The following is a 23,580-nucleotide window of genomic DNA, read 5'->3' on the forward strand; positions in this document are numbered from 1 at the left end:
CTCCTCACGGCCCGGGGAAGTCCCCGGACCACGAGATGTATCATTCAAGCGCTTAGAACAAGCCCTCGATCTGGCCTTCTTCGTTGAGGCGAATCGTCTCAGCGGCTGGTTTGCGCGGCAGGCCGGGCATGGTCATGATCTCACCACAGACAACCACGATGAAGCCAGCACCGGCGCTCAGGCGAACCTCACGTACAGGAACCGAGTGACCGGTCGGCGCGCCGCGCAGGGTCGGATCGGTCGAGAACGAGTACTGCGTTTTCGCCATGCAGACCGGCAGGTTGCCATATCCGGCTTCTTCCCATTCGCGCAGCTGATTGCGGATCTTGTTGTCGGCCAGAACTTCGTCGGCACGATAGATACGCTTGGCTATGGTTTCGATTTTCTCGAACAGCGGCATCTCATCTGGATAGATCGGCGAGAAGTTCGCGGAACCACCTTCAACGATCTCGACAACCTTCTCGGCCAGCGGCGCAGAGCCTTCCGAACCCAGCTCCCAGTGGCGCGACAGGATCGCTTCAACCCCGTGCTCACCGCAGTAGTCTTTCACCGCCTGAACTTCGGCATCGGTATCGGTGACGAAGTGGTTGATGGCGACAACAACCGGAACACCGAAGGATTTCACGTTCTCGATGTGACGGCCCAGGTTGGCGCAACCCGACTTCACGGCGTCGACGTTTTCAGCACCCAGATCGGCCTTGGCAACGCCGCCGTTCATCTTCATCGCGCGAACGGTGGCAACCAGAACCACTGCCGACGGGGCGATGCCCGCCTTGCGGCACTTGATGTTCATGAACTTCTCAGCACCCAGGTCCGCACCAAAGCCCGCTTCGGTCACAACGTAGTCGGCCACTTTGAGGGCGGTTTTGGTTGCGATGACCGAGTTACAGCCGTGCGCGATGTTCGCGAAAGGCCCGCCGTGGACGAATGCCGGGTTGTTTTCCAGCGTCTGAACCAGGTTCGGCTGCATTGCGTCTTTCAGCAGAACGGTCATTGCGCCTTCTGCTTTGATGTCTCGGCAGTAAACCGGGGTCTTGTCGCGGCGGTACGCAACGATGATGTCACCCAGACGCTTTTCCAGATCTTTCAGGTCGTTCGACAGGCACAGGATCGCCATAACTTCGGAGGCCACGGTGATGTCAAAGCCTGCCTCACGCGGGAAGCCGTTCGACACGCCGCCCAGAGACGCCGTGATCTGACGCAGAGCGCGGTCGTTCATGTCGACCACACGACGCCATGCAACGCGGCGGGTGTCGATTTCAGCTTCGTTGCCCCAGTAGATGTGGTTGTCGATCATCGCCGACAGCAGCGAGTGGGCCGAGGTGATCGCGTGGAAGTCACCGGTGAAGTGTAGGTTCATTTCCTCCATCGGAACAACCTGCGCGTAACCGCCACCTGCAGCGCCGCCTTTCATGCCGAAGTTCGGGCCAAGCGAGGCTTCACGGATACAGATCATCGCGTTCTTGCCGATGCGGTTCAGGCCATCACCCAGACCAACGGTGGTGGTGGTTTTACCTTCGCCTGCCGGGGTCGGGTTGATCGCGGTCACGAGAATCAGCTTGCCATCTTCGCGGTCCTGAACCGAGTTGATGAAGTCCTGGCTAACCTTCGCCTTGTCGTGGCCATAGGGCAGCAGATCCGCAGATTCGATGCCGATCTTTGCACCGATTTCCTGAATCGGCTTCTTGTTCGCCTCGCGAGCGATTTCGATGTCGGATTTATAGCTCATTGGCCGGAGTCCTTAGTTGAATGCCGTGCAAAACCGACGCAGGGCGTCGGCGCTGCGCAATCCATACCGTTGTGTACCATTCAGATAACTCTGGTTTCCGACATTCTGGTGTCGCGAAGCGTCGTAAGATCAATCAACAGTTTCTAATCGGAAACCACAGGCGCCCACGGGCGCTGATCCGGAACGAACAGCTTCATTTTTTCTCCGACACGCAGAGAGCCGGGGCGTTCCACCCAGGCGGTTACACCTCGGCGATCCTTTGCGGCAGGTTTGAACGCCGCGCCCTTACCCGGTGTTTCCGCTTCGATCTCGCGCCCCGGCAAAACACAGGGGCGGTTTTCCATGTCGATCACGATAGTCAGCCCGCTCTCTGCCTGCAGCCGCGAAGACGGGGGAACATGGGTAAAATCCGGGATACCGCGCAACACGATGCTGGCCCCCATCAGGGCCGGGTCCAGTTGATCCAATCCCATGTCATCCGCAATCATCTGCACCTCTGCAGCAGAAAGAACCGATAATTGGCGTACGTTGCGAATTTCGGTGCCCTCGGGATACAGATTCTTGACCCGCACGCAGGACGCTCGTGTCTCTCCCTCATGCCGCGCGCCCTGGCCGCCCGAGAAGCCGAGCGTCAATGCCTCGACAGGTTGCGCCCGCAGCGATTTACTCGCTGGAACATGTCCCAGCCAGACAGTTTCGGCCACAAACTCGGTTTCTATCAGGACCGGCATGGTACCCCTCTTTCATCGCGTATGAATGCGCCAGAGATCACCCGGCGCAGATTGAAAAGAAAAACCCGGGTCGAGGCCCGGGTTTTTACGTTTATGTCGAAGGTTCCGGCTCCATTCCGCCTTCGGGCGGAGATTTCTTAGCCTTGGTTTTCGGGATCGCGGTGACACTGGGCGCGTTGCCCTCGTCCGGCTTATCGCCTTCATCATCGCCTTCGCTGGGCGGCTCGCCATTCATGACCCGCTTGATCTCATCCCCGGTCAAGGTTTCGTATTCCAGCAGACCTTGCGCCAGACGCTCCCATTCTTCGTTCTTGTCACTCAGAATCTGGTGCGCGCGCTCATAGCCTTGTTGGATCAGGCGCTTCACTTCTTCCTCGATCAGCTCTTTGGTATGAGCGGATACCGAGAAGCCGGCTGTGTTGCCCTGATAGCCTTCATGGGCTTCGGCATAGTCGATGTTGCCGACCTTGTCAGACATACCCCAACGCATCACCATGGCGCGCGCCAACTGGCTGGCCTGCATGATGTCACCCGCAGGTCCATTCGAGACGTGATCTTCACCGTATTTGATGACCTCGGCGGCCTTGCCTGCCATGGTCATAGCCAGCTTTTGCTCACACTCGTCGCGGTGATAGTTCAGACGGTCCATTTCGGGCAGGGACACAACCATACCCAGCGCGCCACCGCGCGGAATGATCGTCGCCTTGTAAACCGGATCGCACAGCGGCAATTCCAGACCAACCACGGCGTGACCGGCCTCGTGATAGGCGGTCTTTTCCTTCTGGTCTTGGGTCAGCACCATCGAGCGGCGCTCGGCCCCCATCATCACCTTGTCCTTCGCGTTCTCGAAGTCTTCCATGGTGACAAAGCGGCGGCCCACACGCGCGGCCATCAGCGCGGCCTCGTTCACGAGGTTCGCCAGATCGGCACCCGAGAAGCCCGGAGTGCCACGTGCGATAATGCGCAGATCGACATCGGGACCCAGAGGTGTTTTCCGCGCGTGAACGCCCAGAATTTTCTCGCGGCCTTTGATATCGGGGTTGCCCACAGTGACCTGACGGTCGAACCGGCCCGGACGCAGCAGCGCGGGGTCGAGAACGTCCTTACGGTTGGTGGCCGCCAGAATGATCACGCCTTCATTGGCTTCGAACCCGTCCATCTCAACCAGCAACTGGTTGAGCGTCTGTTCGCGCTCATCATTCCCGCCGCCATAGCCAGCACCACGGTGGCGACCCACCGCGTCGATCTCGTCGATAAAGACGATACAGGGCGCGTTCTTCTTAGCCTGTTCAAACATGTCGCGCACACGAGACGCACCAACACCTACGAACATCTCAACGAAATCCGAGCCCGAAATGGTAAAGAACGGCACACCCGCCTCACCCGCAATCGCGCGGGCGAGCAGAGTCTTACCAGTACCCGGAGGGCCAACGAGCAACGCGCCTTTGGGGATTTTGCCACCAAGGCGCGAGAACTTCTGCGGGTTACGCAGGAATTCTACGATCTCTTCCAGCTCTTCCTTGGCCTCGTCAATGCCCGCCACGTCATCAAACGTAACGCGGCCATGCTTTTCGGTCAGCATTTTGGCCTTGGACTTACCGAAGCCCATCGCCCCGCCTTTGCCGCCGCCTTGCATCCGGTTCATAAAATAGACCCAGACACCGATCAGCAGCAGGAAGGGCAGCAGCGTGATCAGGAACGACTGGAACCCGGATTGCTGCTGCTTTTCAGCACGCACGGGGATGTTCTTGTCGATCAGCAGCTTGGTCACCTCGGCATCGCCGGGTTTGATGGTGACATAATCCTGATTGTCATTCGTGCGATAGCGGATCTGTTCGCCATCCAGCGTCACGCTGGTGACGTCTCCGGCGTCTACGGCGCTGACGAATTCGGAATAAGTGCGTTCGTTGTTCTGAAGCGATCCGCTGGGGCCACTGAACAGGTTAAACAGTGCCAGGATCAGCAGAAACAGAACGACCCAGAAGGCGATGTTGCGAGCGTTGCCCAAGGAAATTCTCCTAGAAGGTTTCGGCGGATGGGGACCCGCCGGGGTTGTTCCTTAAAATAGAGAGGATTGTGGCAGGTTCAATGAGATAAAATTGCGGCATAGAAGTCAGGCCTGCCAGAGGGAGCATTTACCGCCCATCCATTGGCAAAACCGGCCAATGGGGCGGCCAGAACGGTTTCATCAACCCAAACAGCCGGTGTTGACATCAATACCGCGCGGGGCTTGGCCGCCGACCGCCAATCCGTCAGTTGCAGGATGCCATCCTCACCTAAAGGGCGAATTTCAGCACCGGATGCTTCGGGTCCTGTCAAAACCCAGCGCCCATCCCACACGGTGCCGGGACGTGTTGTCTGGGCGCTGACGGCATTTAGCTCTCTGCAAATCCACGTATTTTTACCATCCGGAATCAGGTGACAGCCGCTCAGAGTGGTCGCCTGACCGCTCAGCAGCGCTTGTACCGCCTGATCAATAGCGTTTTGACGGGGTGGATAGTCTTTGTTTGCCAGCCACATGACCGCAGCCACCAAAAGACGCCGACGAATCTCGTGCGGCAACGCCGTGGCACCCTCTCGATCGAAACACAAATCGCCGTCCACAACCTGTACATGATGACGGGCGGATTCCTGCGCGTATCGCGCCAAAGCCTCGCGGGCTTGTGCGAGATTGTCAGCAACGCGCGAAAGACCTTCGACCGTAATTCCGATCTGATCCAGCCGGGTCAGTGCGTCGCGCGCCTTGATCCGATCAAAGCGCGGGTCCTGATTCGAAGGGTCGTCGATCCAGTTGATCCCCTGCTCTGTCAGGTAGTCGCGCAGCCGTGCACGCGTGATCGAAAGCATCGGGCGCAGCAAAGAGACACCGCCCTCAGCACGTTCTGCCGCCATGCCGGACAGGCCAGAAACGCCCGCCGACCGGGCAAGCCGCATCAGAACGGTTTCAGCCTGATCATCTGCCGTATGTCCCAGTGCAATAGCTTCCAGCCCAAGATCATCTGCCCATTCCACCAACAACCGATACCGCGCACGTCGGGCTTGATCCTGCAGATTGCCGGACCCGTCCCAATCTCGCCACTTCAAGGTTTGATGCGGAATGCCCCAGCTTTGCGCCAATACCGCAACCGATGCAGCCTCGGCAGCCGATTCGGGCCTCAGCCCATGATCAATAGTTGCTGCAAATAGCGCGACCTGCGTTTCCCGAGCGATGCTTGCAAGCAGATGCAACAGAGCCGTCGAATCGCTGCCACCGGACACGGCCACACCCAGACGGCGCGGCAGTGGGTCTGGCAGGCGTGCCAGAATTTCGGACCGAAGCGTATCGGTGTCAGAGGTCAAGAACAGCCCAGCGCCGCCATTTCCTGCGTGGCCGAGCTTGCCGGGGCCGAGCTTGGGAAGCGCACGCCAACCTCGCCGAGCGTGATGCAAGCCTGATCGGTCTGCCCCAGACGTCCAAGCGCCGCACCCAGCTCAAACAAAGCTTCGGGGGCCAGCGGCCCTTCGGAATCACCGGTGAAGCTGGCCAGGAATGCCCGGGCAGCCTCGCGCGTATCACCCAATCCTTCCAGAGCCTGACCGCGCCGCAAGTTGGCCTGTGCCGCCAGCGGGCTGCCCGGGTAAGCCTGATCAAATTGCGAGAACAGATTGGCTGCGGTCTGGAAATCCCCATCCACGAGCGCTTGTGAGGCCGCATCGAAATCTGCCTGCTCTCCGATCGCCAACTCACCTTGTTCAGTCACATCGGGCTGGGGGGGCGTCGGGGCAACTGCGACCTCGGTCGACGTCTCACCACCCAGAGTCGAGGTCTCACCCAGTGTGCTGAGATCGCCACCTTCCAGTTCGACCAGACGGAACTCCAGATCGCCGATACGGTTGGTGCCATCGGTAACGATATTCTGGACCCGCTGGTTCAACTGCTCGGTCTGGCGCGTCAGGCGCTGCAATTCCGCCTCGATGGCATCAACGCGCTCCAGCACGGAACTGCCGGATAGGTTGGGCGCGGGCGAGCCGGTGGTCGAGAACTCACGCTTGAGACGCTGGATTTCCACATGCAGCACCGTCAACTCCTGACGGATATCCGCCAGCGTTTGCTGATCCTGTGCCTGTGCCACACCAGCGACGGTCACAACCGTCGCCAGAACCAATCCTGCAAATCGCATCATCTTACCCCAAGGTTGAGCCGGTCAGCACCGTCACCGCGCGGCGGTTCTTGGAATAGCATTCCTCGGTGCTGCAAATTTCAATCGGGCGCTCTTTACCAAAGCTGACCGTGGTCAGACGGTTGCCCGCCACCCCGCGCGAGATCAGATATTCACGCGCCGCATTCGCCCGGCGCGCGCCCAGGGCAAGGTTATATTCCCGCGTGCCCTGCTCATCCGCATGACCTTCGATGTTGGCCACAAAATCGGGGTTGGCCAGTAGCCAGTCGGCCTGCCCTTGCAGAACGGTCTGGGCCTGCGGGCTGAGCGTGGATTGATCGACCGCAAACAGAACCCGATCTCCCACGGTCTGCTGGAAATAGGCTGGCGAGCGCGGATCGCTCGGCGAACCCGGCACCAGCGCTCCGTTGGCGCCGGGACCACCACCGCCCAATGCGGAAGGATCATTGTTGGAACATGCGGCGATCAGGGTCAGCGCCCCGACAGCCGCGATTTTGCTCAATAGTTTCATTTCAGGTGCCTCGTGTTTCGTTTGTTTATTGGCGCGTTTCTATCACACCGCATCTTCGTTGTGAACGTTATCCACAGCCAGGACAGATCAATTCTGCAATGGACCCCAGGATGGATCGCTACCCCCGTCCGGCGTGCGGACCGGACGTAGATTACGGCCCGATATATCGACCGAATACAGTGTCGAGCGACCGCTGGCGCCCTGCGTTTCGCGCGTGAACATGATGACACGGCCATTGGGTGACCACGTCGGCCCCTCATCAAGGAACGAAGCGGTCAGCAGACGTTCCTCGTCTCCCTTGGTGCGCATTACACCGATATGGAACCGGCCTTTGTTCTGTTTGGTGAACGCAATCAGATCGCCGCGCGGGGACCAGACGGGCGTGCCGTAGCGACCTTGCCCAAAGCTGATCCGCGTTGCCTCACCTCCGTTTGCGGGCATGACATAGAGCTGCGGCGTCCCCGAGCGGTCGCTTTCAAACACGATCTGGCTGCCATCCGGCGAATAGCTGGGCGCGGTTTCAATGGCCGGCGTATTGGTTAAGCGCGCGCTTTGGCCCGAGGCCAGATCCATTTTCCAAAGGTCGGTATTCCCGCCCTGCGTCAGCGAATAGACAATCGAGCGTCCATCCGGCGAAAAGCGCGGAGAAAAGCTCATTGTACCTTCCAGTGTCGGCAATTCCTGACGTTGTACGCGCCCCACATCCAGCAGATAGATCCGTGGTTGGCCAGTCTCATAGCTGGTGTAAAGCAACCGATCGCCGGTGGGCGAGAACCGAGGGGCCAACACGATGGCCGCACTGTCTGTCAGATACTGTACATTCGCGCCATCATAATCCATGATCGCCAGCCGCTTAAGCCGCTGATCCTTAGGCCCGCTTTCCGAAACAAAGGCCACACGGCTGTCGAAATAGGCCCCCTCGCCCGTTATCCTTGTATAGACCTGATCAGCCACCTTATGCGCCATGCGCCGCCAACCGTCCGTAGTGCCCGCAAACTGCAACCCGTTGCCCAGTTCCTGACCCGAGAACACATCCCACACCCGGAACCGCACCGTCAGCCGCTTGCCCGAGACATTCACGGCCCCCGTCACGAGTGCCTGCGCGTTGATCGCCTTCCAATCCGCGAACTGCACCGGAGCATCAAAGCTGCTGACCCGGCTGATGAATGCATCCGACGAAATCTCGCGGAACAGGCCAGTTCCCGTCAGGTCAGACACCACCACGCGAGAGATATCCTGCGCATATTGCGCAGCCGCCGCGTTGTCCGGGACGAAGTTTGGGACCGCAAAGGGCATCGGCTCAATGATGCCTTCGTCAATTTCCAGACGAAGCGGCCCGCTTTGAGCATAGGCCGGAGCTGTCAGCAGGGTCAGGCCAATAAAGAGGCTGGTCAGAAGTTTCATCATTTGATCCGCATCCTCTCGGGATTGAATGTAATCTCAATATCCTGCCACTGGCTGTATTTGTCAGCAGGCAGGTCGTATCCTTTTGCCCCACAGCGTAAAACCGCGCGACGCGCAGCTTCATAAGCTTGTTTGGCAGACGCTGCAGAGCCACCAGAACTATCCAGCATCCTCAGGCTACCGCCGACTACCTTACCATCTGGTGTCAGCGAGAAACCGACGACCACCACGGTCTGCAGCGCGTCGGTCGACAACGATCCGACATTCCAGCACTGCGACACGGCCACCCGCATCGCATCCTTTTCCCCGCTGGTCAGCGGCGGACCTGAAGGCTCGGAGCCACTCCCCAATGCCTCGGCCAGTGCGTCATTGATGGCCTGCTCATCCTGAACGGGCTCGGTCGGTGCAGGTTCTGTCGGCGCGGGCTCGGACGTCTCGGCCACCTCGGGTTCGGGCTCAGGCGTCGGGCGATTGGGGCGCACACGCGGGCGCGGAGAGGTGCGCGGGGCCGGATCTTCAACCTCTTCCGCCTCGGTCACGATCTCGGGCGCGGCCTCTTCCGGCGCGGTCTGATCCTGCTGCTCCTGCTGCGTCTCTGCCCCTTCGTCCAATGAGACCGGAGGGGTTTCGATGTCATCCGGTTTCGCCTCCGGCGGAGGCGGTGCAATCGCCTCAGGTGCAACTCTGTCCGCAGGCTGCGGCTCAGCCTCAGGGCCCGGAGGCACAGGCAGTGCGGCCACTTCCGGTTCGGGCTGATCCAGCGTTGGCAGCTCCTCGATCAGTTCAGGTTCAGGCGCGATCTCGACGGTTTCCGGCTGGACCTCCGGCTCGGGCTCTGGCTCCGGTTGCGGTACAGCTTCCGGCTCTGGCGGAGTGTCCGGCACGGGGTCCGGTGCGGTGATCTGATCCGGGGTCTCGGGCTGCTCGAGCTCTTCCGGATCGGTTGGCACTTCGGGTGCATTGCGCTGCGCGCTCAGCGCCGCAAACTGTTCGGATGAAATCACCGAGACATCCTGCACAGCCATCGGCAGCGGCTCGGATCGGAACGTGCCTCCGAACAGCGCCCAGCTGATAAGGCTGACATGCGCAATTGCTGAAATCTTGGTGCCGGTATCCACCGTGCGACCTCACTCTCACCCATCGTCCAGCGTTGGCCCGCCGGTATCGGTCACAAGGCCCACATTGGAAAACCCACCCGCATTAAGCGCGCCCATCACCTGCATCACTTGCGCGTACGGGATCGCACCATCCGCGCGCAGGAACACCCGGTCGCTGCTGCGTTCTGCCGCAATCGCGCGCAGCCTGCCAATCAACTCTTCGCGCTGAATGTCAGTGGTCTGAATCTGTACCCGACCATCGGCCGTCAGGGTCACGGTCAGCGGTTCTTCGTTATCACCGGGCAAAGCGCTGGCAGCCGTCTTGGGCAGATCAACCGGAACGCCAACCGTCAGAAGTGGCGCGGCCACCATGAAGATAATCAGCAGCACCAGCATGACATCGACAAAAGGCGTCACATTGATTTCGGCCATCGGCTGCGCGCGCCCACGCCGCCGCCCACGCCTGCGTCCGTTCCCGCTCGAGCTTTGCTGAACCGCCGCACCCATCGTCAGCTATCCAACTGACGCGACAGGATGGTGGCGAACTCGTCGGCAAAGGCCTCATAGCCGCCCACGATCCGATCACTATCCGCGCTGAGCTTGTTGTAGAAAATCACCGCCGGGATCGCAGCCAGCAGGCCAAGACCCGTGGCCAGCAGCGCCTCGGCAATGCCGGGGGCCACGACGGCGAGGTTTGTGTTCTGTTGCTCGGCAATCTCGATAAAGGCATTCATGATACCCCAGACCGTGCCAAACAGACCGATGAACGGAGCTGTCGAACCCACGGTTGCCAGAATGGGCAACCCCTTCTGCAGCCCCTCAGCCTCTTTGGCGATTGCCACATCCATCGACCGGTCAATCCGCGCAGTCGCCCCTGCGATCAGCCCGCCATCGGTGCGGTGTGAGCGCCGCCATTCTATCATTCCAGCCGCAAAAATCTTCTCAGAACTGCCATCGGGCTGCGTTCCGATCTGCTCGAACAATTCATCCAGCGGATTGCCAGACCAGAAGCTTTCGTCAAACACCTGCGCCTCGCGACGCGCAGCGCGGTAGTTGATCAGCTTCTGAATGATAATGCCCCAGGACCAGATGGATGCACCGATCAGCATCAGCATTACCAGTTTGACGATAAAGGTCGCGCGGGCATACAGCCCCCACATGGAGAAATCGATCTCCTGCGCCAGCGCCAGCGTTTCAGCTTCCATGAACCTGCTCTTTGTTTTGCCTGATGGCCATTTGGCCTTGTTTTGCCAAACGCTAGCGCAGATGGATGTGAAAAGCCAACAGAACCACCCCCAAGGGTGAAATTGTTACATCAATGCGCGAATCTCTGCCGGAAGGCGTACCGGTTTGCCCTCGGCATTCATGCAGACAGCCGTCACCTCGGCGCGGAAAACTTCCGTCTCGCCGCGTTTGACCGACTGGGACATCGTTAGCCGCGCACCCGAGAGCGAGACCATCTCGGTCTCGACCATTAGCTCGTCTTCAAACCTAGCGGCTGCGAGATAATCCGCCTCGATCCGCCGCACGACCCAGACGATACCTGCGTCCCGCATCGCGTTCTGATCATTACCCAGCTTACGCACCCAGTCCGACCGGGCGCGTTCGATGAATTTCAGATAATTCGCATGATAGACCACGCCGCCCATGTCGGTGTCTTCGTAATAAACACGGACCGGGTAGTGATGCTTCATTGCGGCGGCTCCAATCTGGCGAACAAGCGCAACGCATGAGAGGGGTCCTGCGCAGCACCGGGCAGAATAGGATCGTAGGCGGCCTGGATCAACGCGGCAATATCGGGCCGCAGGATCGTCGCCTCACCGGCGATAGCCAAAGGAGAAGTGCTGCGAAATGCAGCATCGGACCACAGCAGGATGGTCTGCACCACCTGGCTGAGCGCCAAGGTCTCTGCCGGCACTTTAGAGAGTTCTTTGTCCATGCGCAGAAATACAAAAGCCGCCCGAATGGCACCATCTTCCTCGAACCGGAAAATACGGTACTGGTTGGCGTCAGCAGCCACCAGTCGTTCGACCAGCGGTGCCAAATCCGGGATAAGCCGGTCCAGATCGGGCACCTCAAGCAGCTCTTGCCAATCGCGGAAGAAAAAAACCATGCAATTGGCGCCGAGTTCGGGATCCGTCTCGGCCATCTTGTGACCGGCCAACGTGACGACTGCTTCAAACGCGCCCTTGACGGTCGAGAGCGTCTCATCCTCGACACCGAACACGATCGGCACGATGGGACGCCCCCAACGCGCAAACAGGAATTCTCCACTTTCGCGGGTGAACAGCGCCTCAATCTCTTCCGGAGTCACGCTTGGCCCTTCATTCTAACAAATCTCTCACCGAGAGGCATAAGTTCTTAAGCGCACAGCTTCAACCAAACAGATCGCTCTGCCCTTTGGGTGCCGCCATTCCCAGATGGGTCCACGCCTTCTGCGCCAACATCCGCCCGCGCGGTGTGCGCTGGATCAGGCCTTGCTGCAGAAGATAGGGCTCGATCACCTCTTCCAGCGAATCCCGGCTTTCGGACAAGGCCGCCGAGAGGGTTTCAATCCCCACGGGACCGCCCGCGTAGTTCTCGGCAATCAGTTTCAGATAGCGGCGGTCAGCCCCGTCCAGTCCCAGATTGTCCACGCCAAGCCGGGTCAGCGCCCCGTCTGCCAGATCACGCGTGATCCGCCCATCGCCCTCGACAATGGCAAAGTCCACTACCCGTCGCAGCAAGCGCCCTGCAATCCGCGGCGTTCCACGCGAACGCCGCGCGATCTCGCGTGCGCCCTCATCATCGGCAGGCGCGCCCAACTTGCGCGCATTCCGCGTGACGATCTCGTGCAACTCATCGACGGTATAAAACTGCAATCGTGTCGGAATGCCAAAGCGATCCCGGAGCGGGGTTGTCAGCAACCCCATCCGCGTGGTGGCTCCGACCAGCGTAAACGGTTGCAACTCGATCCGAACGGTCCGGGCGGCAGGGCCTTCGCCGATCACCAGATCCAGTTCGAAATCCTCCATCGCCGGATACAGCACTTCTTCCACCGCCGGGTTCAGGCGGTGGATCTCATCGATGAACAGCACATCGCGCGATTCCAGATTGGTCAGGATCGCCGCCAGATCCCCCGCCTTGGCCAACACCGGCCCCGAGGTCATGCGGAAATTCACCCCCAATTCCCGCGCCATGATCTGCGCCAACGTCGTCTTGCCCAATCCCGGAGGGCCGTGGAACAACGTATGATCCATCGCCTCGCCCCGTTGTCGGGCCGACTGAATAAAGATGCGTAAGTTTGCACGTGCCTCTGCCTGACCGATGAATTCATCCAGGCCTTGCGGGCGCAAGGCGCGGTCATTGTCCTCGGGCATCGGCTCAGGGCGCAGGGTGGGGTCGGCGTCTACCATTCAATCACCCTTTCGGAGCCAGCAGTTTCAACGCGGCCCGGATCAGCTCGGCCTCACCTGCATCGGGCAAGTTCGCCGCTGCTTCAGCCACCGCCGAGGCCGCCTCGGACGGGCCATAGCCCAGATTACCCAGCGCAGACAGCGCCCCGGCAGAGGCTGCCGCTGAGCCCGAGACCGGTTTCGCCACGCGCGTCGGTGCGGGCGAAGGCTCAGTTTCGACCACTTCCAGCGCCGGTCCATCCATCGCTTCGGTCACGGTACCCCCCATGGCCATCACGCCCGGAGCCTTATCCTTGAGGTCCAGCACAATGCGCTGCGCCGTCTTCGGTCCGACACCTTTGGCCGCCTTGACCGCCCCCCAATCCCCCAACGCAATCGCGCGGCTCACGCCATCCGGCCCCAGCGCGCTGAGAATGGCCAGCGACACCTTGGCGCCCACACCCTGAACTGAGCACAGCAGGCGGTGCCATTCTTTCTCAATCAGGGACAGAAACCCGTACAGCTGCATCAGGTCTTCGCGTACGACCATATCAGTGTAGATCGAGACCGCCTCACCTACACCCGGCAGAGCTGCCATGGTCCTGTCCGAGCAATAGACGATATAACCGACCCCGCGCACGTCGATCAGAACATGATCCGCCGCGCGGTAATCCAGCCGTCCCGTAAGTTTGCCGATCATGCACGCACCTCTTTCACCCGCGCCCGCGGAGCAGCCCCATAGTAGGAATGACAGATCGCGATCGCCAGAGCATCCGCGGCGTCCGCACCCTTGGGAGAGCACCCCGGCAGCTGTAACTTGACCATATGCAGAACCTGCTCTTTCTCAGCATGGCCGACGCCGACCACGGTTTTCTTGACCCGGTTGGGGGCGTATTCGCCCACAGGCAGGCCCGCTTGCGCCAAGGTCAACAACGCCACACCGCGCGCCTGACCCAGCTTCAATGTCCCTGCCCCGTCTTTGTTGACGAAGGTCTGTTCGATGGCGGCCTGATCGGGCTGATGCTCGGCAATGACTTCGACAATCTGGTTGTGCAGCGACAGAAGCCGTTCACCCAGATCATCGCCGTCGGATTTGCACAAGCCGTTCGCCACGTGACTTAGACGGCTGCCTGTCGATTCGATGATGCCCCATCCCAGGGTCCTGAGACCCGGATCAATGCCCAGAATTCGCATATTTTGTATTGGCCTGCTCGGGTTCGTGTGACCTTTTTCCATCGATTAGCACGAAGCGTGAACATTTTCCAAGGAATTCAACACACGATCTGAAAACGACATCCATGTCGCACCTGCAGCATGGAGGCTTGTTTGCGACAGCAATCCGTCTGTTTTCGACGCTTTTATAAACTGGAATTAATCAATGAATTAAGGGGCTTTCATGAATTTCGAGCATTGCAAAAAACGCATAGGACACATGCAAATTCTGCGCTTGCATGGGGCGGTATACATCCCTAGATGCCCGTCAGATCGCAAGATCAGAGATTAACGCAAACCAGAAGGAAACAGGATATGGCTGCATTGGATACCACCCGCACCACCACTGGCTCATTCGGCCTCGTCGGCCGTATCGGCGTAACTTTCGCATCGGTCGCAAACGCCGTTGTAGAATGGAATGACGCCCGCGCAACCCGCAACGCGCTGAGCGGTCTGACCGACCGCGAGCTGGACGATATCGGTCTGTGCCGCGGCGACATCGACGTTGTTGCCGAAGGCCGCCGTTACTAAGACAACGCAATACCACTCACGCCCCTTCCTCCTCCCTGTGGGGCGAACAGAAACACCGCGCGCCGAATGGCCCGCGGTGTTTTCGTTAGGAGGGACATCTGACCCTTAGTAAAGAACCTTGGTCAGCTGGGCTGCGAGGAGTTGAGTAACCGGATCCGCCTGCATAATCCAGGCTCCGGCCTTTTCAACGGGTGTACCCTGATCCAGGCTTGCAACGCGTGTGTCATACGCAGATGCGCCGATATTCGACAATAAGAATGCTTTGAAACCGAAGAAACCCAGCAAACAAAGAACCAGAACCTTCGCCGGGATGGCCGATCTCATCCGCTGAGGTTTCATAACAACCAGTCCATCCGAGCGCATCGTGGCCCGATAGCCCCGGCTGAGTTTCTGGTGTTTCTTGTTCAGACGCGTGATGCGCTGATCGAATTCGAGTTGTTTTCCTGTCATGGCAGCCTCCGAAAACCGCCCCCCGATTGCATCCAAAGACGGTAATTAGAGAATGCGACGAAAACGTGGCAAAAAACCACAAAACTCCTGCAAATGGCCCAGATTTAGCCCTGTTTGCTTAAGATTAGCGTCGTCCATTCACCAATCTCATCCCTGCGGACCAGATTGAACGCGTTTTGCAGATAAACCGAGATCACGTCATCGGCCTGTTCATTGAGGATTCCCGACAGGATCGCCTTACCGTCTGCGCGCAGATTCGCCCCGATTTCGGGGGCCAGTGCCACAAGCGGGCCTTTGAGAATGTTGGCAAAGATCAGATCATAAGGCGCGTGGGCCTTAAGTTCCGGGTGATCGAAACCGGCGGCTTCGACGCAGTGGACCTGACCGGCCATACCATTTGCCCTCAGGTTGGCCTCGGCCACATCGACCGCAACCTCGTCGATATCACTGGCGATGATATCGCCATCCCAGACCCGAGCTGCCGCCATCGCCAACACGGCAGTACCACACCCGATATCGGCGACCCTGGAGGCCGAAAAACCCTGGTCCAGAAGAAAATCCAGAGCTTTCAAACAGCCCAGAGTCGTTCCGTGATGACCGGTGCCAAAGGCCATCGCGGCCTCGATCAGCAACGGAATGCTGCCTTCGGGCAGCTTATCTGCATCATGACTGCCATAGACAAAGAAGCGTCCGGCCTCGACCGGGGCCAGCTCACGACGGACATGGGCAACCCAATCGGTTTCGGGTAGTTCCGAGACTACGAAAGGCTTGGCCTCAAACGCGGTGGCCAGAAGGGCCAGCGCTGCCTCGTCCGGGGTTTCGGTGAAATAGCCGCCCACTTCCCACAGACCCGAACCATCCTCAACCTCGAACACACCTACGCCGGTGGGTTCGGGTTCCAGACGTTCCATGGCTTCGCCCAGGCTTTCGGCCGCTTTCTTGCCGGTCAGAGTGGTCAGCGCGGTGAATGTGGGCATGGAGGCCTCCTGTTTCATTTGAAACAGCGCCTAGGCCCAGAGGCCGCCAAGGTCAAGCGCGGTGCTCACTCGGCGGGTGCAGGGGCATATTTCGACAGAATGGTTTCGTTGCCCGGTTCCGGATGGCGCGGGATCAGCAGGGACAAGGCCAGAGAGACCAACGCCATCGCCGCCGCCAACCCAAAGACCGCACCCGGAGACACCACCCACAGCAACCCCAACAGCGCTGGCAGGAACACAGCAGCGATGTGGTTAATGGTAAAGGCCACGGCGGCGGTGGGTGCGATATCCGCCGGATCGGCGATTTTCTGGAAATAGGTCTTCAACGCCAGCGCCAGTGCGAACAGCACGTGGTCGATCACATAGAGAATTGCGGCCAGCAATACGCCCCAGCTGAACCAATAAATCCCGCCATAGGCTGCGAAGACGATCGCCAGACCGGTGTATTCAAAGATCAGCGTGCGGCGCTCACCGAACTTGGCCACTGCTTTGCCCAGAAGAGGCGCCGCCATCATGTTGATCATCAGATTGATCAGATAGAGGCTTGTCAGTTCATGCACTTTGAAGCCGAACTTCTCGACCATCATGAAACCAGCGAAAACGACAAATATCTGCCGTCGGGCACCTGCCATGAACTGCAACGCATAATACAGCCAATACCGTTTGCGCAGGATCAGCTTCTTGGTCTGCGGTGTGGGGGCCTCGAACTGCGGGTAGGCGATCAAGCAGAACAGCGCCAGCAGGGCAGTCACACCACCCGCCGCCATGAAGACAAAGTTATAAGACAGATCGAAACGATCCCATGTCAGCACGATCAGCCCATAGACCACCGCCGTCGCGGCCGAACCCATCGCCACCAACCATCCCAGCATCTGCGGAGCGCGATCCTTGGGCAGCCATTGCAGTTGCAGTGACTGATTTACGGTCTCGTAATAGTGAAAGCCGATCGAACTGAACAACGTCACGAACAACAACCCGCCCAGGCTGGGGAACCAGGCCGTGACCGCCGTCGCAACCCCCAGCATCATCAGCGAGATCATGGCCAGAACCTGTTCGCGGATAAAGATGATCACTGCGATCACACCAACGGCCAGAAATCCGGGAATTTCGCGCACCGTGTGCAGCAGACCTATGTCGGCCCCGTCGAAATTCGCCACTTCGATGACGAAGTTATTGAGCAGCGCACTCCACGCGTTGAACGCGATCGGCATCATCAACGCCATCATGAACAGAAGCGTCATGGGACGGCGCCAGAATGGCAGGCTCTTCGCCTCGGAAAGCGGCATGGGTTTCAACATGGGACTCCCTCTACGCCCATTTTTGCGCTTTGGCGAGGGCCTAGGGCGCGGCGCACATTGGCTCTGCACTGGCGCAGGGTCAGTAGAAGCTTTGCGGGTCGATATCGACGGCAAGGCGAATGTCGCCTTTTAGACGCAGGGGCGCGATCCAACGTGCGATAGCGTCCTGAATGGGCGCACCTTTGGGGGCTTTGACCAGCAGGCGCACGCGGTGTCTGCCTCGGATGCGCGCAATCGGCGCTGGTGCCGGACCAAATACCTGCGCTCCGATTTCTCGCAGAGGCGCATCGTTTCGCGCCATCGCGTTGCCGATGTCAAACACCGGTCCGACCTCAGGCCCAGACAAGACGATGCCCGCCATGCGCCCATAGGGCGGCACTCCGGCGGCTTGTCGACCGGCGGCTTCGGCTTTCCAGAACCCTTCCTCATCGCCTGATAGAATGGCGCGGATCACCGGATGTTCCGGTTGAAAGGTCTGCAACAGCGCCTGACCCGGCTTATCCGCCCGGCCTGCCCGTCCAGCAACCTGCCGCATGAGTTGAAATGTCCGCTCTGCCGCGCGCAAATCAGCGCCATGCAGGCTGAGATCTGCGTCAATCACCCCCACCAGGGTTAACTTGGGAAAGTTATGCCCCTTGGCCACCAGCTGCGTGCCAATGACAATATCCGCGTCCCCCTCGGCAATCTCTTCGATCTTGGCCTTCAGCGCCCGCGCCGAGCCAAACAGGTCAGAGCTGAGCATCGCAATTTTGGCCTCGGGGAAAGTCACCTCGGCCTCTTCCGCCAGCCGTTCGATCCCCGGCCCGACCGGAGCCAGCTTGCCTTCGACCCCGCAAGACGGGCAGGCCTCGGGCATCGGTTTGGTCTCACCACATTGGTGGCACATCAGACGTTTGAGGAACCGATGTTCCACCATCCGCGCATCGCAATGATCACAGGCGATCTGCTCCCCGCAGGCCCGGCACAGCGTAACCGGCGCATAGCCCCGGCGGTTGATGAACAGCAACGATTGTTCGCCCTTTTCGATCCGTTGCCGCACCGCCTGTCGCAGAGATGGAGAAATCCACGTCCCTGGCTGCATCTGCTCGGCCCGCATGTCGATGGGCTTCATCTCAGGCAGTACCGCCGCCCCAAAGCGCGAGGTCAGGTCAAGCCGCTCGTACTTCCCGGCCTCGGCGTTGGCCCAGCTTTCCAGCGAAGGCGTCGCACTGGCGAGTACAACCCGTGCGCCGCAGATTGAGGACCGCAGAACCGCCATGTCCCGTGCGCTGTAATGCACCCCGTCTTCCTGCTTGTACGAGGTGTCGTGTTCCTCATCGACGACGACCAGCCCCAGATCACGGAATGGCAGAAACAATGCCGACCGCGCGCCCACGACCAACTGCGCCTCCCCCTGCCCAACCATGCGCCAGACCCGGCGGCGCTCGGTCATGGTGGCCCCGGAATGCCATTCAGCCGGACGCGCGCCGAACCTCGCCTCAACGCGGGTCAAGAATTCGGCGGTCAAAGCGATCTCAGGCAGCAGAACCAACGCCTGCCGCCCCATGCGTAGCGCTTCGGCCACAGCCTCCAGATACACCTCGGTTTTGCCCGATCCGGTCACACCTTTGAGCAACGTAGTGCCGTAATCTCCGGTCCGCTGCCCGGCTTGAAGACAGGCAACTGCGGTGGCCTGATCTTCGGTCAGATCTTTCCCCGGCAGATCGGGATCAAGATGTGGATAGGGCAGATCGCGCGGGCTGTCCTCTTCCCTTACCGCGCCCTGTTTCACCAGCCCCTTGACCACGGACGAAGTCACCCCCGCCTGCTCGGCCAGTTCTTTCAAGGTGAAGGCCAACCCGCCATACTCGCGCAACACTTCCAGCACACGGGTTCGCGCATCGGTCATCCGATCCGGTTCCGCGTCCCCCAACCGGTAGATCTTGCGCATCGATGGAGGATCACCCAACCCCGGCGCGCGGGTTGCCAGTCGCAGCATCGCAGGCATCGGTGTCAGGGTATAGTCGGCCACCTTGCCCAGAAATACCCGCATCTCTTCGCGCATCGGTGCAACTTCAAGCACCCGGATCACCGACCGCGCCTTGGCCAGATCAAAACCGCCCCGCCCCGGCCCCCAGACCACACCCAGCACCTTGCGCGGCCCCAGCGGAACCTCGACAAACGCGCCCAGAAAGCACCCACCCTCAGGCGCTTTATAATCCAGCGTCCGGTCCAGCGGCTGCGTGGTCAGCACCGCCACCAGCTCACCTTGGTCGAAATACTCCTGAACGCTCACCGCATATCCTTGGCCGGGGGGTTTCAGCATGTCTCTCTTTGGGGTAAAGCCATCCGCGACCAAGGCCAACCCATCAAAGGACTGCCCGCATGAAATTCTTCGTAGACACAGCCGAGATCGACGCCATCGCCGAACTGAACGATCTGGGCATGGTGGACGGCGTGACCACCAACCCCTCGCTGATCCTGAAATCGGGCCGCGACATTCTGGAAGTGACCAAAGAGATCTGCGATCTGGTCGACGGTCCAGTCTCGGCCGAAGTTGTCGCCACCGAAGCCGAAGACATGATCGCCGAAGGCCGCAAGCTGGCTAAGATCGCCCCGAACATCGCCGTCAAAGTGCCACTGACATGGGCTGGCCTGAAGACCTGCAAGACGCTGACCGATGAAGGTCAGATGGTCAACGTGACCTTGTGCTTCTCGACCAATCAGGCGATTCTGGCCGCCAAGGCGGGCGCGACCTTCATCTCGCCCTTCATCGGACGCCTTGACGACATCAACCTCGACGGCATGGATCTGATCGCAGACATCCGTCAGGTTTATGATAATTACGGGTTCGAAACCGAAATCCTCGCTGCCTCGATCCGCACTGTGAACCATGTGACTGACAGTGCCCGCATCGGTGCCGACGTGATCACTGCGCCGCCCGCCGTGATCAAAAAACTGGCCGACCATCCGCTGACCGACAAAGGTCTGGAAACCTTCCTGGCCGATTGGGCCAAAACCGGTCAGAAAATCCTCTGATCACTAGTGCTGCCGCGCGATGCCGTCAGGCATCGCGCCCGGCCCAACGGCCAAAGCTGATCTCTGATCAGCACATGGCGGGCGGGAGCCCCGCCACAGCGCAAACGAATTTCGCCCTTTGCGTGCATTTTTCCCAAGGCAAATCCGGCAACTCATGGTATAAGCCCGCAAAACAAAAAACGACCGGACGGGACATGAGCAGCGACCCCAAATTGAAAGACAACCTCCGCGCGGCGATTCTGGCCGAGCCTGACGCCGTTCTGGATGACAAAGACCTGATGCAGGCTCTTGTTGCCGCCAACGAACAGGCGCGCGGCGATAACGTTATCGATCTGCGCGGAATCGCGATGCAGCGGCTCGAGGAACGTCTGGACCGGTTGGAAGACACCCACCGCTCGGTCATCGCAGCAGCCTATGAGAACTTGGCGGGCACCAATCAGGTCCACCGCGCCATTCTGCGCTTGCTGGAGCCCACGGTGTTCGAAGACTTCCTGCGCGCTCTGGGCAATGACGTCGCCGAAATCCTGCGCGTCGATCACATTACTTTGGTGCTGGAAACCACCGTCGTTCAGGACGATCCCGCCGTGGCTCAGCTGGGCGGTGTTTTGACCATCGTTGAGCCTGACTTTATCGACGGCTATCTCAGCACCGACCGTAGCGGCGCCACGCGAGATGTCACTCTGCGCGAGATCAGCCGCCCCAACCCTCAGGTCTATGGCACACAAGCCGAGGATTTGCGGTCCGAGGCCTGCCTCAAGCTGGACCTCGGCACCGGTCGGCTGCCCGGCATGATCGTCATGGGCGCCCGCGATCCACGGCATTTCACGCCGCAATTGGGTACCGATCTTCTGTCATTCTTCGCAGGCGTATTCGAACGCTCCATGCGCCACTGGCTGTCGTGAGCCTGATTTCACCAGCCTGTCGCGATGCATTACAGCACTGGCTGGACAGCCTGCGGGCGCTAGAAGGCCGGTCCGAGAATACCCAGAACGCCTATCGTGGGGACGTGACCGAGTTCCTCTCGTTCATGACCCTGCACCATAGCGAACGACAGGGGCTGGCCGCGCTCGAACGCATCACCGTCTCGGATATGCGGGCGTGGATGGCAGATCAGCGCGGTTCGGGCGTCGGCGCACGATCGCTTGCCCGCAAGCTTTCAGCTGTCAAAAGCTTCTACCGCTGGCTCGCCGAACGGGAAGGGTTCGAGCCCACCGCCGTCCTATCCACGCGCGCGCCCAAGTTCACCAAGAAGCTCCCCCGCCCTCTGGCCGAGGACGCTGCCCGCGCCATGATCGAAACGGTCGAGATGCAGTCGACCTCGGATTGGGTCGCAGCGCGCGATGTCGCGGTCGTGACCTTGCTTTACGGTTGCGGCTTGCGCATCTCCGAGGCCCTGTCGCTGACGGGACAGGACGCACCGCTACCAGAAACACTCCGCATCCTCGGCAAAGGTGACAAAGAGCGGATCGTCCCGGTCATCCCTGCTGCCCGCGCAGCTGTCGACCGCTATCTGCGGCTCTGTCCTCACCCCCAATCGCCCGAGGCCCCTTTGTTCCGAGGCGTCCGCGGTGGCGCGCTGAACCCGAGCGCAATCCAGGGTGTGATGGCCAAGGCACGCATGCAACTCGGCCTGCCTGCAACCGCCACCCCCCATGCCATGCGCCATAGCTTTGCCACCCATCTTCTATCCGCCGGAGGTGATCTGCGGGCGATTCAGGAGTTATTGGGCCACGCCTCTCTCTCAACCACTCAGACTTATACCGCCGTGGACACCGCCCGCCTGATGGAAGTCTACAATCGCGCCCATCCCAAAGCCTGACGTAAATCCCTTCACCGTACGTCTTTTTGCTTTGCATCTGCCGCACGCATCGTACATGACACGCCCATGACACTCAGATTCAAAGCTCTTGCCGTTCATCTATTTACTGCTACTGGAGCCGTTTTCGCGATGCTGGCCATGCTGGCCGCTGTCGAGGAGAAATGGAGCCTGATGTATCTCTGGCTGGTGGTCTCGTTCATCGTCGACGGGATCGACGGGCCGCTGGCACGTCACTACCACGTCAAAAAGAACGCCCCCGAGTTTGACGGAGTGCTTCTGGACCTGATCATCGACTACCTGACTTACGTTTTCATCCCGGCTTTTGCGCTGTTCAAATCGGGCCTGATGGACGGATGGACAGGCTGGTTTGCCATCATTGTCATCACCTTCGCCAGCGCAATGTATTTCGCTGATACGCGCATGAAAACCAAAGACAATTCTTTCTCTGGCTTCCCGGGCTGTTGGAACATGTTCGTCATCGTGATCTTCGCGCTTGAGCCGAATTTCTGGGTGATCCTGATGCTGGTGACACTACTGTCGATCGCGATGTTCGTCCCGCTGAAGTTCGTCCATCCGGTCAGAACCGAGCGTTGGCGGTCCCTGACACTACCCATGGCCTTCGGCTGGACCTTCTTTGCCGGCTGGGCTGCATGGGTTGATTTCCACCCCGAAAGCTGGGCCCATTGGGGTCTGGTGATCACCAGCCTCTATCTGGTCTTCGCGGGTATTGCGCAGCAGATCATCCCGCCGCGCAAGGCCTGAGGTTACAGAACCTCCTGCACCTCAAATTCGGTACCGTTGTGGGTGAACACATCCCCTTCCTGCAGGCCAGTCATAGCCAGATAGATCGGGCTTTGGGTTGAAATGCCCATATAGGTCTTCCCGTCCACCTCGAACCGTGTGGTCGACACGCAAACCACGAAACATCGGTTGTTGAACTTAACCACGGCACCAGGCTGCACCCTGTCGGTCAAACTGAAATCAGTGTTTTCGATTACGTCGATCTTGGCATGATGCGCATGCACCGGCGCGTCGAAAGCCGCAGCCAGGTCTGCATTTTCGCGCGACGCGGCAATATCGTCCTTATCGTGTCCTTCCCGGTCATCCAGCTGGGAATCCTTCAGGAACGCATCGTAATGGGCCTGCGCCGTCGCAAGCTCTTCCGCCTCAAGCGACATCAGGTGATCGATAATGGCTTTCTTACGTGCTGCAGGGTCTGTCTGGCCGGTCATATGATCAGGTCCTTCAAATTCGGTATTTCGTATAAGT

The 23,580-nt window shown here is 59.7% G+C and carries 25 protein-coding genes; 5 read left to right on the forward strand and 20 right to left on the reverse strand.

From position 1 onward, the window contains the following. Positions 1-52: 52 nt before the first annotated feature. From ACR0IV_RS08150 to ruvC, 15 genes are all read right to left on the reverse strand, one after another. Positions 53-1,729 (reverse strand): formate--tetrahydrofolate ligase, encoded by a 1,677-nt coding sequence (locus tag ACR0IV_RS08150; protein ID WP_480657092.1) that lies wholly within the window; start codon positions 1,727-1,729, stop codon positions 53-55. A gap of 143 nt (positions 1,730-1,872) precedes the next feature. After that, positions 1,873-2,460, reverse strand: a complete 588-nt coding sequence (locus ACR0IV_RS08155) for an MOSC domain-containing protein (protein WP_480657091.1) — start codon at positions 2,458-2,460, stop codon at positions 1,873-1,875. A 91-nt stretch (positions 2,461-2,551) separates the two neighbouring features. Next, on the reverse strand, positions 2,552-4,468 hold the full coding sequence (gene ftsH / locus ACR0IV_RS08160) for an ATP-dependent zinc metalloprotease FtsH (RefSeq protein ID WP_480657090.1): 1,917 nt from the start codon (positions 4,466-4,468) through the stop codon (positions 2,552-2,554). 77 nt (positions 4,469-4,545) lie between these two features. Continuing rightward, on the reverse strand, positions 4,546-5,799 hold the full coding sequence (gene tilS, locus ACR0IV_RS08165; RefSeq protein ID WP_480657089.1) for a tRNA lysidine(34) synthetase TilS: 1,254 nt from the start codon (positions 5,797-5,799) through the stop codon (positions 4,546-4,548). Next, positions 5,796-6,620: a tol-pal system protein YbgF gene (gene ybgF, locus ACR0IV_RS08170; RefSeq protein ID WP_480658541.1), complete on the reverse strand. Its 825-nt coding sequence runs from the start codon at positions 6,618-6,620 to the stop codon at positions 5,796-5,798. Before ybgF ends, tilS begins: the two co-directional genes overlap by 4 nt. A 4-nt stretch (positions 6,621-6,624) precedes the next feature. Beyond that, positions 6,625-7,131, reverse strand: coding sequence for a peptidoglycan-associated lipoprotein Pal (gene pal, locus ACR0IV_RS08175; protein WP_480469135.1), 507 nt, complete (start codon positions 7,129-7,131; stop codon positions 6,625-6,627). An 87-nt stretch (positions 7,132-7,218) separates the two neighbouring features. Beyond that, on the reverse strand, positions 7,219-8,538 hold the full coding sequence (gene tolB / locus ACR0IV_RS08180) for a Tol-Pal system beta propeller repeat protein TolB (protein ID WP_480657088.1): 1,320 nt from the start codon (positions 8,536-8,538) through the stop codon (positions 7,219-7,221). After that, positions 8,535-9,653 (reverse strand): energy transducer TonB, encoded by a 1,119-nt coding sequence (locus tag ACR0IV_RS08185; RefSeq protein WP_480657087.1) that lies wholly within the window; start codon positions 9,651-9,653, stop codon positions 8,535-8,537. The genes tolB and ACR0IV_RS08185 overlap by 4 nt, the downstream gene beginning before the upstream one ends. A gap of 15 nt (positions 9,654-9,668) precedes the next feature. Next, positions 9,669-10,139, reverse strand: coding sequence for a protein TolR (tolR, locus tag ACR0IV_RS08190; protein WP_480657086.1), 471 nt, complete (start codon positions 10,137-10,139; stop codon positions 9,669-9,671). 2 nt (positions 10,140-10,141) lie between these two features. Then, positions 10,142-10,837 carry a protein TolQ gene (tolQ, locus tag ACR0IV_RS08195; RefSeq protein ID WP_170397391.1) on the reverse strand — a complete coding sequence of 232 codons (696 nt, stop codon included), beginning with the start codon at positions 10,835-10,837 and terminating at the stop codon, positions 10,142-10,144. A 105-nt stretch (positions 10,838-10,942) separates the two neighbouring features. Beyond that, positions 10,943-11,326 (reverse strand): tol-pal system-associated acyl-CoA thioesterase, encoded by a 384-nt coding sequence (gene ybgC, locus ACR0IV_RS08200; protein ID WP_480469131.1) that lies wholly within the window; start codon positions 11,324-11,326, stop codon positions 10,943-10,945. Further along, positions 11,323-11,946: a hypothetical protein gene (locus ACR0IV_RS08205; RefSeq protein WP_480469130.1), complete on the reverse strand. Its 624-nt coding sequence runs from the start codon at positions 11,944-11,946 to the stop codon at positions 11,323-11,325. Before ACR0IV_RS08205 ends, ybgC begins: the two co-directional genes overlap by 4 nt. A 61-nt stretch (positions 11,947-12,007) precedes the next feature. After that, a complete protein-coding gene (gene ruvB, locus ACR0IV_RS08210; protein WP_480469129.1) occupies positions 12,008-13,027 on the reverse strand; it encodes a Holliday junction branch migration DNA helicase RuvB in 1,020 nt (339 codons plus the stop codon). Positions 13,028-13,031: 4 nt separating this feature from the next. After that, positions 13,032-13,706, reverse strand: a complete 675-nt coding sequence (gene ruvA / locus ACR0IV_RS08215; RefSeq protein WP_480657085.1) for a Holliday junction branch migration protein RuvA — start codon at positions 13,704-13,706, stop codon at positions 13,032-13,034. Next, complete coding sequence (ruvC, locus tag ACR0IV_RS08220) at positions 13,703-14,200, reverse strand: crossover junction endodeoxyribonuclease RuvC (RefSeq protein WP_480657084.1); 498 nt, start codon at positions 14,198-14,200, stop codon at positions 13,703-13,705. The genes ruvA and ruvC overlap by 4 nt, the downstream gene beginning before the upstream one ends. Positions 14,201-14,533: 333 nt before the next feature. Here ruvC and ACR0IV_RS08225 point away from each other — a divergent pair, with 333 nt between their 5' ends. Beyond that, on the forward strand, positions 14,534-14,749 hold the full coding sequence (locus ACR0IV_RS08225; protein ID WP_480469126.1) for a DUF1127 domain-containing protein: 216 nt from the start codon (positions 14,534-14,536) through the stop codon (positions 14,747-14,749). Positions 14,750-14,854: 105 nt separating this feature from the next. On the opposite strand, the gene ACR0IV_RS08230 is transcribed toward ACR0IV_RS08225, so the two are convergent. From ACR0IV_RS08230 to ACR0IV_RS08245, 4 genes are all read right to left on the reverse strand, one after another. Continuing rightward, positions 14,855-15,199: a hypothetical protein gene (locus tag ACR0IV_RS08230; protein ID WP_480469125.1), complete on the reverse strand. Its 345-nt coding sequence runs from the start codon at positions 15,197-15,199 to the stop codon at positions 14,855-14,857. 104 nt (positions 15,200-15,303) lie between these two features. Continuing rightward, complete coding sequence (locus ACR0IV_RS08235) at positions 15,304-16,176, reverse strand: 50S ribosomal protein L11 methyltransferase (protein WP_480469124.1); 873 nt, start codon at positions 16,174-16,176, stop codon at positions 15,304-15,306. A gap of 65 nt (positions 16,177-16,241) precedes the next feature. Further along, positions 16,242-17,474 carry an MFS transporter gene (locus ACR0IV_RS08240; protein WP_480469123.1) on the reverse strand — a complete coding sequence of 411 codons (1,233 nt, stop codon included), beginning with the start codon at positions 17,472-17,474 and terminating at the stop codon, positions 16,242-16,244. A gap of 79 nt (positions 17,475-17,553) precedes the next feature. Then, positions 17,554-19,779 (reverse strand): primosomal protein N', encoded by a 2,226-nt coding sequence (locus tag ACR0IV_RS08245; RefSeq protein WP_480657083.1) that lies wholly within the window; start codon positions 19,777-19,779, stop codon positions 17,554-17,556. A gap of 59 nt (positions 19,780-19,838) precedes the next feature. On the opposite strand from ACR0IV_RS08245, the gene fsa reads away from it, so the two are divergent. The 4 genes from fsa to ACR0IV_RS08265 all read left to right on the forward strand — a co-directional run bounded on the left by fsa (position 19,839) and on the right by ACR0IV_RS08265 (position 23,073). Next, complete coding sequence (gene fsa, locus ACR0IV_RS08250) at positions 19,839-20,492, forward strand: fructose-6-phosphate aldolase (RefSeq protein WP_480469121.1); 654 nt, start codon at positions 19,839-19,841, stop codon at positions 20,490-20,492. Positions 20,493-20,686: 194 nt separating this feature from the next. Beyond that, complete coding sequence (locus tag ACR0IV_RS08255) at positions 20,687-21,394, forward strand: DUF484 family protein (RefSeq protein WP_480469120.1); 708 nt, start codon at positions 20,687-20,689, stop codon at positions 21,392-21,394. Next, on the forward strand, positions 21,391-22,311 hold the full coding sequence (locus ACR0IV_RS08260) for a tyrosine recombinase XerC (RefSeq protein WP_480657082.1): 921 nt from the start codon (positions 21,391-21,393) through the stop codon (positions 22,309-22,311). The genes ACR0IV_RS08255 and ACR0IV_RS08260 overlap by 4 nt, the downstream gene beginning before the upstream one ends. Positions 22,312-22,377: 66 nt before the next feature. Further along, positions 22,378-23,073 carry a CDP-alcohol phosphatidyltransferase family protein gene (locus ACR0IV_RS08265; protein ID WP_480657081.1) on the forward strand — a complete coding sequence of 232 codons (696 nt, stop codon included), beginning with the start codon at positions 22,378-22,380 and terminating at the stop codon, positions 23,071-23,073. Positions 23,074-23,075: 2 nt separating this feature from the next. Here the strand turns inward: ACR0IV_RS08265 and ACR0IV_RS08270 are convergent, their stop codons facing one another. After that, complete coding sequence (locus ACR0IV_RS08270; RefSeq protein ID WP_480469117.1) at positions 23,076-23,543, reverse strand: hypothetical protein; 468 nt, start codon at positions 23,541-23,543, stop codon at positions 23,076-23,078. Positions 23,544-23,580 lie beyond the last annotated feature (37 nt).

It is taken from the genome of Ruegeria sp. C2 (assembly GCF_056537765.1).